The organism is Streptomyces sp. NPDC007025 (assembly GCF_042869455.1).
Lineage (GTDB): Bacteria > Actinomycetota > Actinomycetes > Streptomycetales > Streptomycetaceae > Streptomyces.
In genome coordinates, this window is sequence record NZ_JBIAFT010000011.1 from 227,286 (window position 1) to 242,230 (window position 14,945).

At 74.0% G+C, this 14,945-nt stretch carries 13 protein-coding genes; 9 read left to right on the forward strand and 4 right to left on the reverse strand.

What is annotated here, in order from left to right:
- The first annotated feature begins 3 nt into the window (after positions 1-3).
- From ACFYMO_RS22510 to ACFYMO_RS22540, 7 genes are read left to right on the forward strand one after another with little or no spacing between them, the layout of a single operon-like run.
- Positions 4-1,035 (forward strand): SDR family oxidoreductase, encoded by a 1,032-nt coding sequence (locus tag ACFYMO_RS22510; RefSeq protein ID WP_366771565.1) that lies wholly within the window; start codon positions 4-6, stop codon positions 1,033-1,035.
- Positions 1,032-2,342, forward strand: coding sequence for a DUF4910 domain-containing protein (locus ACFYMO_RS22515; protein WP_366771566.1), 1,311 nt, complete (start codon positions 1,032-1,034; stop codon positions 2,340-2,342). The genes ACFYMO_RS22510 and ACFYMO_RS22515 overlap by 4 nt, the downstream gene beginning before the upstream one ends.
- Positions 2,339-3,655 carry a hypothetical protein gene (locus ACFYMO_RS22520; protein WP_366771567.1) on the forward strand — a complete coding sequence of 439 codons (1,317 nt, stop codon included), beginning with the start codon at positions 2,339-2,341 and terminating at the stop codon, positions 3,653-3,655. Before ACFYMO_RS22515 ends, ACFYMO_RS22520 begins: the two co-directional genes overlap by 4 nt.
- The gene (locus ACFYMO_RS22525) at positions 3,652-4,599 is read left to right on the forward strand and encodes a glycosyltransferase family 2 protein (protein WP_366771568.1); all 948 of its coding nucleotides are present in this window, start codon (positions 3,652-3,654) and stop codon (positions 4,597-4,599) included. Before ACFYMO_RS22520 ends, ACFYMO_RS22525 begins: the two co-directional genes overlap by 4 nt.
- A complete protein-coding gene (locus ACFYMO_RS22530; protein ID WP_366771569.1) occupies positions 4,596-5,825 on the forward strand; it encodes a polysaccharide pyruvyl transferase family protein in 1,230 nt (409 codons plus the stop codon). The genes ACFYMO_RS22525 and ACFYMO_RS22530 overlap by 4 nt, the downstream gene beginning before the upstream one ends.
- On the forward strand, positions 5,822-6,373 hold the full coding sequence (gene rfbC / locus ACFYMO_RS22535; RefSeq protein ID WP_366771570.1) for a dTDP-4-dehydrorhamnose 3,5-epimerase: 552 nt from the start codon (positions 5,822-5,824) through the stop codon (positions 6,371-6,373). The genes ACFYMO_RS22530 and rfbC overlap by 4 nt, the downstream gene beginning before the upstream one ends.
- A 7-nt stretch (positions 6,374-6,380) precedes the next feature.
- Positions 6,381-7,706, forward strand: coding sequence for a glutamate-1-semialdehyde 2,1-aminomutase (locus ACFYMO_RS22540; RefSeq protein WP_366771572.1), 1,326 nt, complete (start codon positions 6,381-6,383; stop codon positions 7,704-7,706).
- A gap of 7 nt (positions 7,707-7,713) precedes the next feature.
- Here ACFYMO_RS22540 and ACFYMO_RS22545 read toward each other — a convergent pair whose 3' ends face one another.
- The 3 genes from ACFYMO_RS22545 to ACFYMO_RS22555 form a co-directional block, all read right to left on the reverse strand.
- Entirely contained in the window at positions 7,714-8,394 is a 681-nt protein-coding gene (locus ACFYMO_RS22545; RefSeq protein ID WP_366771573.1) for a phosphatase PAP2 family protein, read from the reverse strand.
- A 649-nt stretch (positions 8,395-9,043) separates the two neighbouring features.
- Entirely contained in the window at positions 9,044-9,907 is an 864-nt protein-coding gene (locus tag ACFYMO_RS22550; RefSeq protein WP_388548430.1) for a hypothetical protein, read from the reverse strand.
- A complete protein-coding gene (locus tag ACFYMO_RS22555; RefSeq protein ID WP_366771575.1) occupies positions 9,907-11,172 on the reverse strand; it encodes a VWA domain-containing protein in 1,266 nt (421 codons plus the stop codon). Before ACFYMO_RS22555 ends, ACFYMO_RS22550 begins: the two co-directional genes overlap by 1 nt.
- A gap of 295 nt (positions 11,173-11,467) precedes the next feature.
- Here ACFYMO_RS22555 and ACFYMO_RS22560 point away from each other — a divergent pair, with 295 nt between their 5' ends.
- The gene (locus ACFYMO_RS22560) at positions 11,468-12,301 is read left to right on the forward strand and encodes a hypothetical protein (protein WP_366771576.1); all 834 of its coding nucleotides are present in this window, start codon (positions 11,468-11,470) and stop codon (positions 12,299-12,301) included.
- A 225-nt stretch (positions 12,302-12,526) separates the two neighbouring features.
- On the opposite strand, the gene ACFYMO_RS22565 is transcribed toward ACFYMO_RS22560, so the two are convergent.
- Positions 12,527-13,255, reverse strand: a complete 729-nt coding sequence (locus tag ACFYMO_RS22565) for an HAD family phosphatase (RefSeq protein ID WP_366771577.1) — start codon at positions 13,253-13,255, stop codon at positions 12,527-12,529.
- 113 nt (positions 13,256-13,368) lie between these two features.
- On the opposite strand from ACFYMO_RS22565, the gene ACFYMO_RS22570 reads away from it, so the two are divergent.
- Entirely contained in the window at positions 13,369-14,937 is a 1,569-nt protein-coding gene (locus ACFYMO_RS22570; protein ID WP_388548435.1) for an FUSC family protein, read from the forward strand.
- The last annotated feature ends 8 nt before the right edge of the window (positions 14,938-14,945 follow it).

The following is a 14,945-nucleotide window of genomic DNA, read 5'->3' on the forward strand; positions in this document are numbered from 1 at the left end:
ACCATGCGCGTGCTGCTGACCGGACACCAGGGCTACCTGGGCACCGTGATGGCCCCGGTCCTCGCCGACGCCGGGCACGAAGTCGTCGGCCTCGACGCCGCCCTGTTCGCCGACTGCGTGCTGGGGCCGGCACCCGACGACCCGCCGGGGGCCGGGGGAGAGGTCGACCTGCGCGACATCACGGCCGCACACGTGGCCGGGGCCGACGCGGTCATCCACCTGGCCGCACTGTCCAACGACCCGCTGGGCGCGCTGGCGCCGGAGCTGACCTACGACATCAACCACCACGCTTCGGTGCGGCTGGCCCGGCTGGCCCGCGAGGCCGGGGTGCGGCGCTTCCTGTACGCCTCGACCTGCTCGGTCTACGGCGCGGCCGGCGGCGGCGAACTGGTGGCCGAGGACGCCCCGCTGCGCCCGGTGACCCCCTACGCCGAGTCCAAGGTGCGGGTGGAGGACGACCTGCACGCGCTGGCCGACGGCGACTTCAGCCCGGTGTACATGCGCAACGCCACCGCCTTCGGCTACTCGCCCCGGCTGCGCGCCGACATCGTGCTGAACAACCTGGTGGGCCACGCGCTGCTGTCCGGCGAGGTGCGGGTGCTCTCCGACGGCACGCCCTGGCGCCCGCTCGTGCACGCCGCCGACATCGCACGGGCCTTCACTGCTGCGCTGACCGCACCGCGGGAGGCGGTGCACGACCGGGCCTTCAACATCGGCAGCGAGACCAACAACGTCACGGTCGCCGAGATCGCCGAGGAGGTCGCCGCCGCGGTGCCCGGCTCGCGCGTGGTCATCACCGGCGAGACCGGTGCCGACCCGCGGTCCTACCGGGTGGACTTCTCCCGGTTCCGCGCCGCGGTGCCCGGCTTCGAGTGCGCGTGGACGGTGAAGCAGGGCGCGCTCGAACTCGCCGACGCCTACCGGGAGCACGGCCTGACCCGGGAGGACTTCGAGCACCGTTTCACCCGGCTGGCGGTGCTGCGTGCCGCGTCCGAGGCCGGAGCCGTCGACGAGACCCTGCGGAGGCGCCGATGACCGCCGGCGACGAGATGTACGCCCTGGTGGAGCGGCTCTACCCGCTCTGCCGGAGCATCACCGGCGACGGCGTGCGCGCCACCCTGGAGATCGTCGGCGAGCACCTCCCGCTGCAGACGCACGAGGTGCCGACCGGCACCCGGGTGCTCGACTGGACGGTGCCGCAGGAGTGGAACATCCGGGAGGCGTACATCGCCGACAGCACGGGCCGCCGGGTCGTCGACTTCGCCGACTCCAGCCTGCACGTGCTCGGCTACAGCGTGCCGGTGTCGGCGACCATGCCGCTGGCCGAACTGCGCGCACACCTGCACACGCTGCCCGACCACCCGTCCTGGGTGCCCTACCGCACCAGCTACTACGCGCCCGAATGGGGGTTCTGCCTGGCCCAGGACACCTTGGACGCCCTGCCGGACGGCATGTACGAGGTGCGCATCGACTCCACGCTCACCGACGGCCACCTCACCTACGCCGAGCACGTCGTCCCGGGGCAGGTCGCCGACGAGGTGCTCGTCTCCTGTCACGTCTGCCACCCGTCGCTGGCCAACGACAACCTGGCCGGCATCGCGGTGGCGACGTTCCTGGCCCGCGCACTGGCGGAGCGCACGCCGTGGTACACCTACCGGTTCCTGTTCGCCCCCGGAACCATCGGCGCGATCACCTGGCTGGCCCGCAACACGGACCGGGTGCAAGGACCGTCCCCGGCACGGGCGGAGCCGGGAGCCGGGGGACAGGTCGAGCACGGACTGGTGCTGGCCTGCGCGGGCGACCGGGGCGGCCTGACGTACAAGCAGAGCAGGCGCGGGGACGCGGAGATCGACCGGGTGCTGCGGCACGTGCTGCGCACCTCCGAACGCCCCCACCGGATCACGGAGTTCACCCCCTACGGCTACGACGAGCGGCAGTTCTGCTCACCCGGGTTCGACCTCGGCGTGGGCTCGCTCTGCCGGACCCCGTACGCCGGATACCCCGAATACCACACCTCGGCGGACAACCTGGACTTCGTCACCCCGGAGGCGATGGCCGACACGCTCGCCGTCTGCCGCGAGGCGTTCGCCGTGCTGGACCGCAACCGGCGCTACGTCAACCTCAGCCCCTACGGCGAACCGCAACTGGGCCGCCGGGGGCTGTACGAGTCGCTCGGCGGCCGCAGCGACGCCAAGCAGGCCCAGCTCGCCATGCTCTGGGTGCTCAACCTCTCCGACGGCGCGCACAGCCTGCTGGACGTCGCGGAGCGGTCCGGGCTGCCGTTCGGCACCGTCGCCGTCGCGGCCGACGCCCTGCACGAGGCAGGGCTGATCAAGGCATGACGCCGATGAGCACCGAGGAGGAGCGCACGGCGCCGTCGGCTCCGGCCGGGCGCTCCGGGCCGACCGCCCGGCGGGCCGTGGTCGGCCGGCTCTCCTGGGGGCTGGCCGACCAGGCGGCCTCCAGCATGACCAACTTCGCGGTGGGCGTCTACGTGGCGCGCTCGCTCGGGCTGGCCGCGTTCGGCGCGTTCAGCCTGGCCTGGGTGACCTACGGCGTGGTGCTCAGCGTCTCCCGCGGCGTGGCCACCGACCCGCTCGTGGTGCGCTTCAGCGGCGTGCCGGACGCTTCCTGGCGCGGCGCCGTGGCCCGTGCGTCGGGGACCGCGCTCGGTGTCGGCGCCGCCGTCGGCGCGGTGTGCATTGCACTCGGACCGGCGCTCGGCGGGCCGGTGGGGTCTGCGTTCGCCTGCCTCGGCGCGCTGCTGCCGGGGCTGCTGCTGCAGGACGCCTGGCGGTACGCGTTCTTCGCGGCGGGCACCGGCCGGAAGGCGTTCGTCAACGACCTCGTGTGGGGCCTCGCGCTCGTCCCGGCCATGGTCTGCGCGGCCCGGGTGGGCAGCGTCGCCGCCTTCGTGGTCGCCTGGGGCGCGTCCGCCGCGGTGGCCGCGGCCTGCGGCTGCCTTCAGTCCGGCATCCTGCCCCGGCCCACCGGAGCGCGCGCGTGGCTGCGCGAGCACCGCGACCTCGGCTACCGGTATCTGGTCGAGAACACCTGCGTCAGCGGCGCGAGCCAGCTGCGGGCGTACGGGCTCGGGGCGATCGCCGGGGTCGGCGCCGTGGGGGTGATCCGGGGCGCCGAGCTGCTGCTCGGTCCGTTCCTCGCCGTGCTGATGGGGCTCTCGCTGGTCACCGTCGCGGAGGCGGCACGGGTGCTGCGGCGGGCCCCGCACCGGCTGGGCCCGTTCTGCCTCCTGCTGGGCGGCGGGCAGGCCGCCGCCGCGCTGCTGTGGGGCGGGGCGCTGCTGCTGCTGCCGGACCGGGCCGGTGTGCTGGTGCTCGGCGACGTCTGGCATGCCGCCGCGGAGCTCATCGTGCCCGCCACGCTCGGCGTCGCGGGCGCCGGCCTCGGCACCGGTGCGGCCGCCGGGCTCCGTGCCCTCGCCGCGGCCCGGCGCAGCCTGCGCAGCCAGCTGTTCGCCTCCGCCTGCTATGCCGGCGGCGGGCTCGGCGGGGCAGCCGCGGCCGGCACCGTCGGCTCCGCCTGGGGCGTGGCGGCCGCGACCCTCCTGGGCTCGGCTGTGTGGTGGCTGCAGTTGCGGTCCGCCCTGCGCGAGCGCCACCACCACCCCATCCGCGAAGTGAGGACGCCATGAAAGCGCATCCCCGGCTGAGCATCGGCCTGCCCGTGTACAACGGCGAGGAGTACCTCGCCGAGGCGCTCGACGCGCTGCTCGGCCAGACCTACGAGGACTTCGAACTTGTCGTCTCCGACAACGCCTCGACCGACGGGACCGAGGACATCTGCCGCACGTACGCCGCGCAGGACCCCCGCATCCGCTACCTCCGGCTGCGCCGGAACATCGGCGCCGCACCGAACCACAACCACGTCTTCACCCAGTGCCGCGGCGAGCTGTTCAAGTGGGCCTCGCACGACGACCTCTACGCCCGTGACCTGCTGCGGCGTTGTGTGGAGGCGTTGGACGCACGGCCGGACGTGATCCTCGCGCACTCCGGCCAGGCAGTCGTCGACGGCGCAGGACAGCTGCAGGTCCCCTACGAGTACGGGCTCGCCACCGACTCGCCGCACGCGCCGGAGCGCTTCCGCAGCTTCCTGTTCGAGCCCGGGGGCGACGACTTCTACGGGGTGATGCGCGCCGACATGCTGCGCCGCGTGCAGCCGCACGACAGCTATCACCACGCGGACCGGACCTTCGTCGCCGAGATCGTCCTGCACGGGCCCTTCCACCAGGTGCCGGAGCTTCTCTACTTCCGCCGCGACCACCCCGGCCGCGCCGAGCGCGCCAACCCTTCCAAGCGCTCCCGGTGCGTCAACCTGGACCCGCGGCGGGCGGGCCCGCTGCACCCGACGCCGCGGCTGCTGGCCGAATACGTCTGGGGCTTCGCCTCGGCGATCCGGCGGGCGCCGCTGTCCGCAGCCGACCGGCGCGCCTGCTACCGGCACCTGGCCGCGTGGCTGGCCAGCCGGGTCCGTCCCGGCGCCGGCGAACGGGTCGAGGACCGTGCCCCGGCCGACCCGGCCGGGCTCACCGTCTCCGTCGACGACCTCGTCGCGGGCCGCGAGGGGCGACGGACATGAGAACTCCCGTACGCGTCGGAGTCTTCGGACTGCTCGGCTCCGGCAACCTGGGCAACGACGGATCGCTGGAGGCCGTGCTCGGCTACCTGCGCGCCGAGCATCCGGAGGCGGCCGTGGACGCGCTGTGCGGCGGGCCCGAGGCCGTCGCGGCCCGGTACGGGATTCCCGCGACGCGGCTGCACTGGTACGGAGGGGAGTACCGGACCGCGTCCCGAGCGGGCTCGCTCGCGGGCAAGGGAGTGGGCAAGCTCGTCGACGCGGTCCGCACGGCCGCCTGGGTGCGCCGGCACGACGTGGTGATCGTGCCCGGCATGGGCGTTCTGGAGGCCACACTGCCGCTGCGGCCGTGGGGCTTCCCCTACGCGCTGTTCCTGCTCTGCGCCTCCGGCCGGCTGTTCGGCACCAAGGTCGCGCTGGTCGGTGTCGGCGCCGCCGCGATCGGCGACCGGGCGACCCGGGTCCTGGTGCGCCGCTCCGCGCGGCTGGCCGCCTACCGGTCCTACCGGGACGACCTGTCCCGGGACGCGATGCGGGAGATGGGCGTGGACACCGCACGCGACGCGGTCCACCCGGACCTCGCGTTCGCCCTGCCGGCACCATCGGTGGCCGGCCGCGACCCCGGCCCGCCCGGCCTGGTCTGCGTCGGCGTCATGGACTTCCACGGCGGCAACGACGACCGCGCCCGTGCCGAGGAGATCCACCGCCGCTACCTCGACGGAACGACCCGCTTCGTGCGCGCGCTGGTCGCGGAGGGCAGGCCGGTCCGGCTGCTCACCGGCGACGGGTGCGACGCCCGGGTGGTCGACGCGATCCGCGAAGCGGTGGACTCGCCGCTGGTCGGCGCAGCGGAGGCGACCTCGCTGGCCGACCTGACGGCGGAGGCCGCGGCCGCCGACACCGTGGTGGCGACCCGGTACCACAACCTGGTCTGCGCCCTGAAGGCCGGCACCCCGACACTCGCTCTCAGCTATGCGGCCAAGAGCGACGCGCTCATGGCCCGGATGGGGCTGGGCGCGTACTGCCACCCGGCCCGCGAGGTCGACGCCGACCGGCTGCTGGAGCAGTTCCGCGCGCTCGAGCAGCGATCGGCCGGGCTGCGCCGGACCCTCGCCGAACGGAACCGGCTCGCGTCCCGGCAGCTCCGGGACCAGTTCGACGCCTTGACGGCCGCTCTTTTCCCGGCGAACGACCACCCACACGCCCGCACCCGGCAGGAGACTTCATGAAGGCGACCCCCGTCCCGGCGATCGCCGGCGCGTTCCTGTTCGAGCCGACGCCGCACGCCGACGAACGCGGCTTCTTCTGCCGCACCTTCGACGCCGAGGTGATCCGCTCGGTGGGCCTCGACCCGGACGCCTTCGTCCAGGACAGCGTGTCCCGCTCGGTGCGGGGTGTGCTGCGCGGCCTGCACCTGCGCTCCGGCGACGGCGAGGCCAAGCTGGTGCGGTGCTCGAACGGGCAGATCTTCGACGTCGTCGTGGACCTGCGGCCGCACTCGCCGACCCACCGCAACGTGGCCTCCTTCGAGCTCTCGGGCGAGACGCAGACGACGCTGTACATCCCGGCGGGATGCGCGCACGGCTTCCAGGTGCTGACCGACACCGCCGACACCTGCTACCGGATCGACCGCCCGCACGATCCCGCGGAGGACGTGACGATCGCCTTCGACGACCCGGAGCTCGCCATCGGCTGGCCGCTGCCGGTCACATCCATGTCCCGGCGGGACCGGGACGCGCCCGCCCTCGCCGAGGCCCTGAAGCACCTGGAGAGGTGAAGTGAGCGTGGAAAGCGAAGAGTTCTTCCTACCCCGGTCGCGGGCGGCGAACGAGCGGCTGCATGCGCTGATCCCCGGCGGTGCGCACACCTACGCCAAGGGCGACGACCAGTACCCCGCCGGCCTGGCCCCGGTCATCAGCCACGGTCGCGGTGCCCATGTGTGGGACCTGGACGGCAACCGCTACATCGAGTACGGCTCCGGCCTGCGCTCGGTCAGCCTCGGTCATACCCATCCGCGCGTGCTGGAGGCGGTGCGGCGGGAACTCGACCGCGGAAGCAACTTCGTCCGGCCGTCCGTCGTCGAGGTCGAGGCGGCGGAGCGCTTCCTGGCCACGGTGCGGACCGCCGAGATGGTGAAGTTCGCGAAGAACGGCTCCGACGCCACCACGGCCGCGGTCCGTCTCGCCCGCGCCGCCACCGGGCGCTCGCGGGTGGCCCTCTGCGGCGACCACCCGTTCTTCTCCGTCGACGACTGGTTCATCGGCACGACGCCGATGTCCGCCGGTGTTCCGGCGGCGACCGCCGAACTCACCCTGACGTTCCCCTACGGCGACCTGGCCGCCACCCAGGAGCTGCTCACCCGGTACCGGGACGAGGTCGCCTGTCTGATCCTCGAACCCGCCTCCCACAGCGAGCCGCCGCCCGGATACCTCGCAGGTCTGCGCGAGCTGGCCGACCGGCACGGCTGCGTCCTGGTATTCGACGAGATGATCACCGGCTTCCGCTGGTCCGAGGCGGGCGCCCAGGGCCTGTACGGCGTGGTCCCCGACCTCTCCACGTTCGGCAAGGCGCTGGGCAACGGGTTCGCGGTCTCGGCGCTGGCCGGGCGCCGCGAGCTGATGGAGCAGGGCGGGCTGCGGCACCCCGGCGACCGCGTGTTCCTGCTGTCCACCACGCACGGTGCGGAGACGCATTCGCTGTCCGCCGCGCAGGCCGTGCTCACCACCTACGTCGAAGAAGGCATCACCGCACGGCTGCACGCCCTCGGTGCGCAGTTGGCCGCCGGTGTCCGTGAGGCCGCCGTGAGCACGGGTGTGGGGGACCACCTCGTCGTCCGAGGCAGGGCCAGCAACCTGGTGTTCGCCACCCTGGACGAGCACGGGCAGCCCTCCCAGGAGTACCGCACCCTCTTCCTGCGCCACCTGCTCGCGGGTGGGGTGCTGGCCCCCTCGTTCGTGGTGAGCAGCGCGCTCGACGAGGCCGACATCGACCGCACCGTCGAAGTGGTGGCCGGGGCCTGCGCGGTGTACCGGAAGGCGCTCGACGCCGCGGACCCCACACCCTGGCTGGGCGGGCGGCCCGTGCGGCCCGTGTTCCGCCGCACGTTCTGACGTAGCGTCACCTCGGCCCCGGCGGAGCGGCCCGGTCCGTGCGGATGGCCCGTCGGCCGGCCGCACGGTCGATCAGCAGGGCGGTCGCCGGGGTCACCGCCAGCGCGGTGCACCAGCCGCCGAGGGCGTCGGTCGGGTAGTGCGCCCCCAGGGTGACCTGAGCCCAGCCCATGGCGGCACCGCCGAACAGCGCCGCGGTAAACACCAGGAGCGGGCCGGCCGCCTTGCCCGGGCCGAGCCGGCCGGCCACAGGCAGTGCCACGGCCAGGACCAGCGCGGTGGCGAAGGCGGTGTGCCCGCTCGGGTAGGACAGATACCCGCCGTTGATGGTGCGTCCCACCACGTGCTTGAGCAACGTCGTCGCCCCCACGGCAAGCCCCGCGCCGACCACCGTGAGCACCGCCGCCCGGAACCACCTGACCAGCAGGCAGCCCGTCACCGCGGCCGCGACCAGCGTCGCCGCCCCCGCGGGCTCTCCCAGGAAGTCCGTGGCCACGGCGAGTTGTCGCCACGGCGACCCCACCCCTTCGAACTCCGCCCGGACCCGCGCCTCCACCTCGCCGGGCCCGCTCTCCCCGGCGTACCGGAATCCGAGCACCGCGACCACCAACGCGGCGAGAGCCGCGGCCGGCCCGAACGACGCGCGCAGCGGGGGAGTCAGCAGCACGGCCGCCGCCCGCCGGGTCACCCGCCCACCGCGCTCGGCCGGCCCGCCGCGGCGACCTGCCTGTCCGTCGAGACGCCTGGCTCTCCACCGTGCCTCCCCGCGCGGCGGCGACCAGGCACCGCCCGAACTGTCCGCCCGCACACACGGTCCGGACCGCCGGCCTCCGCGGGCCGCGCGGCCGGGCCGAGCCGGACTCCGGATCCGGTGGGCCCGTACCGGGCCGGGCCGACTGCCGGGCCCGCTCCGTCCAGCTGATGCACCGTCGCCCTCACAGTCTGTCGGCCCCGCCGTGGTGCCGGGCCCCTCGTCTGCGGCCCCGCCGGCCCGGCTCTTCCCCGGCGGCCGCAGCCGCTCCGCGGACACCCGCTCCCGGTCGGCACTCCACCGCGCGCCTCTCCCGGTCCACGCCCTGCCGGAAGCGTCCTCGCGCGCTCACGCGGCTCGTGCTGCCCGGGGGCGCCCGTCACCGGCCGCCGGGTATCACCCTAACGAGCAACCCGGCTGCGGCAACCGGGCGTCGAGGGGCGGTTCGTCGCCTTGGCGAGGCCGTGTCCACAGGGACGATGCAGCCGTGCAGGCACGTGAGAGTCCGGGCCGCCCGCGCCGCACCGACGTGCTCCGGGCGGCGGGGGTGCATCCGCCGCCCGGACCACGTACCGGGCCCGCTCGGTCAGGCGCGCGGTGGCGTGCGGGAGGGGCGTCCCGCACCGCGCGCGAGGGCGTAGCCGGCCAGGGTGCCGAGAGCGGCCAGGATCCCTCCCGCGACGGTCCAGATCCAGCGGTCGGACCAGCGGCCGGAGGACCAGCCGTCCTCCGGCTCGACGGCTGCCGGGGCCTGTTGCGCGCCGGGGCTCGCGCCTTCCTCGGTGTCCTCGCCGTTCTCGGTGTCCTCACCGTTCTCGGCGGTCCGGCCGTCTCCCGCGGAGACTCCCGGGGTCAGGGGAGTGGACAGGGACCCGTCGACCGCGTGGGCGCCGCCGGCGTCCTTGGTGACGGCCTCGACCTTCGCGCGGATCGGCAGGCCGAGATCCTTCTCGGGGGCGTCCACGGCTGTCAGCCGCAAGTAGTAGCTGCCCGGCAGCGGGTGCGCCGACCACGGATCGGTGAGCGAACGCACCGGACGCAGGGTGCAGGACAGCTCGACCGACGCCGTGTCCCCGGTGGCCACCCTGCTCTGCATGCCGTACATGCAGGGCTGCCGGCGGCGCAGTCCGTCGTACACGTCGATCCGCCAGGTCGAGTCGCCGTGCCGGGCGGACTGCTCGGGCAGCTCCACCTCGGCCTTGAAGGTGGCGCGCTGCCCGGTGTCGAGAGGGAAGACCCAGTACAGGTAGTCGCCGCTGGACGCGTTCGCGGTGGCCGATCGGCCCGGCGGGACGGCTGCGGCGTCACGGAAGCCGGTACCGGCCCGGGTCGGCCCGGACTTGCCGTCCTCGGCGTCCGGCGAGGCGCTGTCCGCTGCCGCGCCGCCCGTTCCCGCGAACAGTGCCGCGCAGGCCAGTGCCGCGGCTGCCAGGGTGCGGATGATACGCATCAGTTGCCCCTCCTGACGGGGTTGCGCCAGCGGGCGAGCCAGCCCCACAGCAGCCCGGCCAGCAGCCCGGAGAGCGTGAGGACGCCCAGCATCCACCAGCCGCGGCCCAGGCCGAAGGAGGCGACGTCGGCCGCCTCGTGCGGGCCCTCCACCAGGTCGACGGTCAGCTCCAGAGGCAGCCCGGGTTCGGTCTTGACCGAGGCGGGCGCCGAGAAGGAGTTGCTGACCTGGAGGCACACGGTCTCCGCAGGCGCCTCGTCCTCGTCGGCGGGCGCCTTGGGATAGCGCAGGCCGGTGGATATCAGGTCGGTGCGCCCGTCGCCGGACTCGGAACCGCGGACGATCTCCCGGCCGTGGACCGTGACGGCGCGGAGCAGGACGCCGTAGTCGTTGTGGACGGCCCGGTCGGCCCCGATGCTCACCGAGGCGCGCAGCTCCTTGCCGGGCGGGACCTCGACCCGGTAGAAGCGGTGCTGACCGAACTTCTCGCGGTCGGTGTACAGGCCCGGGCGCAGCTTCGGCGCCTGGGAGCACGTCCGGGAGCCTTCGGCCGGCCGGGGGACGGCGACGGGGTCGGCCGTGCGGTCGACCAACTGGTTCACCCGGTCGGTGAGTTCCTCGGTGTGCCGGACGGAGGTGTAGGTGCCTCCGGTGGCCTCCGCGATGCAGCTGAGCTGCTCGCGGGTCTTGGCGTCGGGGACCAGGCCGAGCGTGTCCACGGTCAGGTTGATGCCCTTCGCGGCGATCTCGCGCGCCACCACGCAGGGGTCGAGCGGCGCGCAGGTGTCCTCGCCGTCGGTGATGAGGACGATGCGGCGGGAACCCTCGCCGCCCTCCAGGTCGTCGGCCGCCGCGCGCAGCGCCGGGCCGATGGGCGTCCAGCCGGTGGGCGCCAGTGTTGCCACGGAGGTCTTGGCCTCGGTGCGGTCCAGCGGGCCGACCCGGTAGAGCTGGTGGGTGTCCTTGCAGCCTTCCTTCCGGTCCTCCCCGCGGTAGCGGGCACCCAGCGTCCGGATGCCGAGCTGGACCTCGTCCGGTACCGCGTCGATGACTTCGTTGAACGCCTGCTTGGCCGCGGCCATCCGGGATCTGCCGTCGATGTCGCGCTTCCGCATGGAACCGCTGACGTCGAGCGTCAACTCGACTTTGGGGGCGTTCTCGTCCGACGCGGGCTCCGCGCTCGCGGTGCCGGTCGGGAGGAGCCCGAGGGGCAGGGCCATGAGCAGGGCGCAGGCCCCGGTCACAAGCCGTCTTCTGGTGATCATCGCCAGATCGTATTGAGGATCCGGAGGTGATCCAAAATGGCTGCGGATGGCAGCGACGGAGGGCCGTGTGCGGGCCGTTGGCGCTGCCCGCGCCCGGCCGCCGGACCTCTCCGCGGTACGCCGGCCCGGTGCTCCGCACGGGATTTCCGGAATCCGGCTGGCCGTGCGGTCGCTCGGAGGCCGGCGTCCCGGTCGGGGGACGGTTTTGCGCGCCGTGTCACGGGCCGGTATGCGTCTGGTAAGGGAGGTCCGTCCGGTGCCGGAGCAGCGGGGCCATTCACCTAGGGTATTGATCATGTATCAGTCAAAAACTCCGCAGCGCACCGCTCAGCACTCGCAGCCCACCCCGGCGGCACCGGTACTCCGGAGGAAGAGGACCCTGGTCGCAGCCCTCGGAATGGGACTGGCCGTCGCGTTGAGCGGATGCAACGACGACACCGGCAAGGCCAGTGACAAGGAGTCCGCCGCCTCGAAGAGCCCCTCGGAACGGGCCTCGCCGTCCTCCGGCCCGGCGGGCCCCGCGGGTGACGAGCCGATGGTCGAGGGCTGGCAGACCCAGACCTCGCAGAAGCATCATTTCCGCTACGACGTGCCCGCCAAGGCCGAGAAGTGGAAGGTCCTGGACAAGGGGACGGCTCTCTCCTACACGGACAAGGACGGCAAGCCGATAGTCGTCATGACCGCGGCGGCCAACTACCGTGAGGGCGGTTGCAGCTCCCACCCCAACCCCGATGCGATCGGCCAGGCGAGCAAGGGGCAGCTCGCCACCGTCGGCACCACCGGCGGCGGCAAGGAGGGCTCCCTCCAGGAGAACGCCCGCAACTGGGCCGGCAACTGGGGCTTCGCCGCATACGGCGGGAAGGATCACAAGCCCAAGATCGAGGTCAGCCAGGCGAAGCCGTGGAAGCACGGCGGCATCGAGGGCTACACGGCGACTGCTCAGGTCACCGTCACCAACCGGCCGAGCGCGTGCGTGCCGCCGAAGGCCGTCGTGCACAGCATCGCGCAGAAGCTCCCCGACGGCACCATGCACGGCTGGGTGATCTACGCGGACCAGGGCGTGCCCGACGCGCTGAACGCCGACGACATCAAGAAGATCATGAACACCGTCCGGCCCACGGGCGGCTGACACCCGCGCGGCCGGTCCCGCCCGGACCGGCTTCCGCGCGTGCGGCGCCGGAGATGGCGGACCGACGGACGGCGGGAACCCCGACCGCCGTCCGCGCCCTTCCGCCGTGCCCCTGGCGCGGCGCTCCCCCTCCGCGCATTCCGGCTCGGCGCCCTCAGCCCATGCGCGCGGGTGCTCCGCGTTCCGTGCCGATGCCCCCGGACCCGCGGGCCCCGGGTCCGCGCCTCACGCCCGCTGCGGGCCGCCGGAGGGCGGCCGGGAACCGGCCGGGCGGCCGACCATCCAGTCGTAGATCTGCTGCGCGTCGCACTCCCGCTGACCGCCGGGGAACAGCAGGCCGGCGCCCGCGAATCCCCGATCGGCGGCCTGCTCGGCCAGATACGGCAGCGCGACGCACCGCATTCCCGCGTGCCGGGCCGCCTCGGCGCCCGCCGGGGCGTCCTCGACGGCCACGCAGTCCGCGGGGGAGACGCCGAGTCTGCGGGCCGCCTCGAGGAAGACGTCCGGCCGGGGCTTGCCATGCGGCACCTCCTCCGCCGACACTCGGAGCGGCAGCAGCTCATCCAGGCTGGTCGCTCCGAGTACCGCGTCGATGGCGCCGCGCGACGATCCGGAGGCCACCGCGAGCGGATGCCCGCAGGCATGCAGGTGTTCCACGAGCTTCCGCATCTCGGGGAACACCTCGGTGCCGGAGCGCACCGACTGGAGATACAGACGGTTCTTCTCGGCCAGCAGGGTGTCCACGGACGCGCTGAGCCCGTGTGCGCTGCGGAGTGCGGCGAGGGTCTCCCGGGTCCCGATTCCGATGAACTGCGCGTGCTCGGCCCAGGTGAAGCCGGGAACGCCGTGAGTGGCGAGCAGGCGCCTGCCCGCCTCGTAGTAGTGCGGTTCGCTGTCGACGAGAGTGCCGTCCAGGTCGAAGACGACCGCGGGTGCGGCGGCAGAACTGTTCACGCGCCCAGCATGTCAAACGCGTGCGATTTGGTAGCAGGTGGGAAGGGGTGCTTTCCTCTTCGTACCAGCATGTGGACGCATGGCCGACCAGGTCAGCCCGGATTGGAGGGGTTTTGGACGAGTCGCTGCGGAAGCCCGGGGGAAGCACCCCAGCACATCTCCTCCGTCGCACCGTCGCGGCACTCGGTCCCGAACGTTCGCACCGGGCGCGCGTCTCGGCACGCGCTGTCATCGGCATCGGACTCGCGGTGGCCGGCTGCGCGGGCGCCGGTCTGCCGCTCCAGGCCACCGTCGCGGGCGGGCTGGTGGCGCTGCTCGCACTGTTCACCGTCGCGGACCCCACCGCGCGGGCGCAGGCTCGCACCACGGCGCTGCTGCCCGCCGTCGGCGTCCCCGTGCTGGCGCTGGCCGCGTTCCTGCACGGGCAGCCGCCCGCCCGGGACGCCGCGTTCCTCGCGGTGGTCTTCGCCGGGGTGTACGCGCGCCGCTGGGGGCCGCGCGGCAACGCGCTGGGCATCTTCGCCTTCATGCAGTTCTTCGCCGCGCAGTTCCTGGGCACGGAGCCCGACCGGCTTCTGGAGACGTTCACCGCCGGGCTGCTGGCGCTCGTGGCGGCCGCGCTCACCCGGTTCGTGCTGTGGCCGATCGAGCGCGGCGCGGCGCCGCAGCCCGCCATCGCGCCGGTCGGCGGCCGGGGGCTGGCCCGGCCCACCACCCGGCAGGCGTTCCAGGCGCTCGCCGCCTGCGGATTCGCCCTGGCCGCGGGCCAGGCCCTGTCCCTTGACCGCTGGTACTGGGCGGTCGGCGCCGCCTGGTGGATCTTCGTGAACACCGCTTCCCGGGGCGAGACGCTCGTCCGCGGCTTCCGCCGGGTGCTGGGCACCGTCACGGGCCTGGCCGCCGGGCTGCTGGTCGCGGTGCCCGTGGACGGCGCCGTCGCGCCCACGCTCGCCGTCGTGGCCTGCTGCGTCTTCGGGATCTTCTACACCGCGCCGCTGTCCTACTCGTGGATGATGTTCTTCGTCACGCTCATGGTCGGCATGCTCTACGGCCTGCTCGGCGTCCTGCATCCCGGGCTGCTCGGGCTGCGTCTGGAGGAGACCGCGGTGGGCGCGCTGGGGGCCGCGCTCGCGGTCGCCCTCGTGCTGCCCGTCACCACCCACGCCGCGACCGAGGTGTGGATACGGCGTGCGGTGCACTGCGTCCACGAGTGCGCCAGGGAGGCGGCGGACCGCCTCGCGGGCGGCAGCGGCGACGGGCCCGAGCCGCGGGTCGCGGAGCTGGAACTGCTGCTGGGGCGCGTGCGGCTGTCGGTCGCGCCGCTCGTCCATCCCCTCAGTCCGCTGCGTGCGCGCAGGGCCAGGGCCCGCCAGGTGCTGGCCCTGCTGGACGACTGCGCCCGCCAGATCCGCGGCCTGGCCGAGGCCGCGGCCGACCCCGGGGCGTCGCACGACGCCCGGCTCACCGCGGCCTGCGAGCGGGTCGAGGCCGCGGTGCACCGGTTGGCGGTGCCGGCGCGGGCCCGGATCGCCCCGGCCTCCGGCGCCGGTGTCCCGGTGGCCGCCGCGGCCGCGGAGCCGCCCTCTTCCGGTGATCGCGCACTGGTGCATCTGCACGCTCTGGAGGACGCCCTCCATCAGCTCGCCGCGCCGCTGCACACCCACCCGCGAGCGGCCGCCTGAGGGCGCGC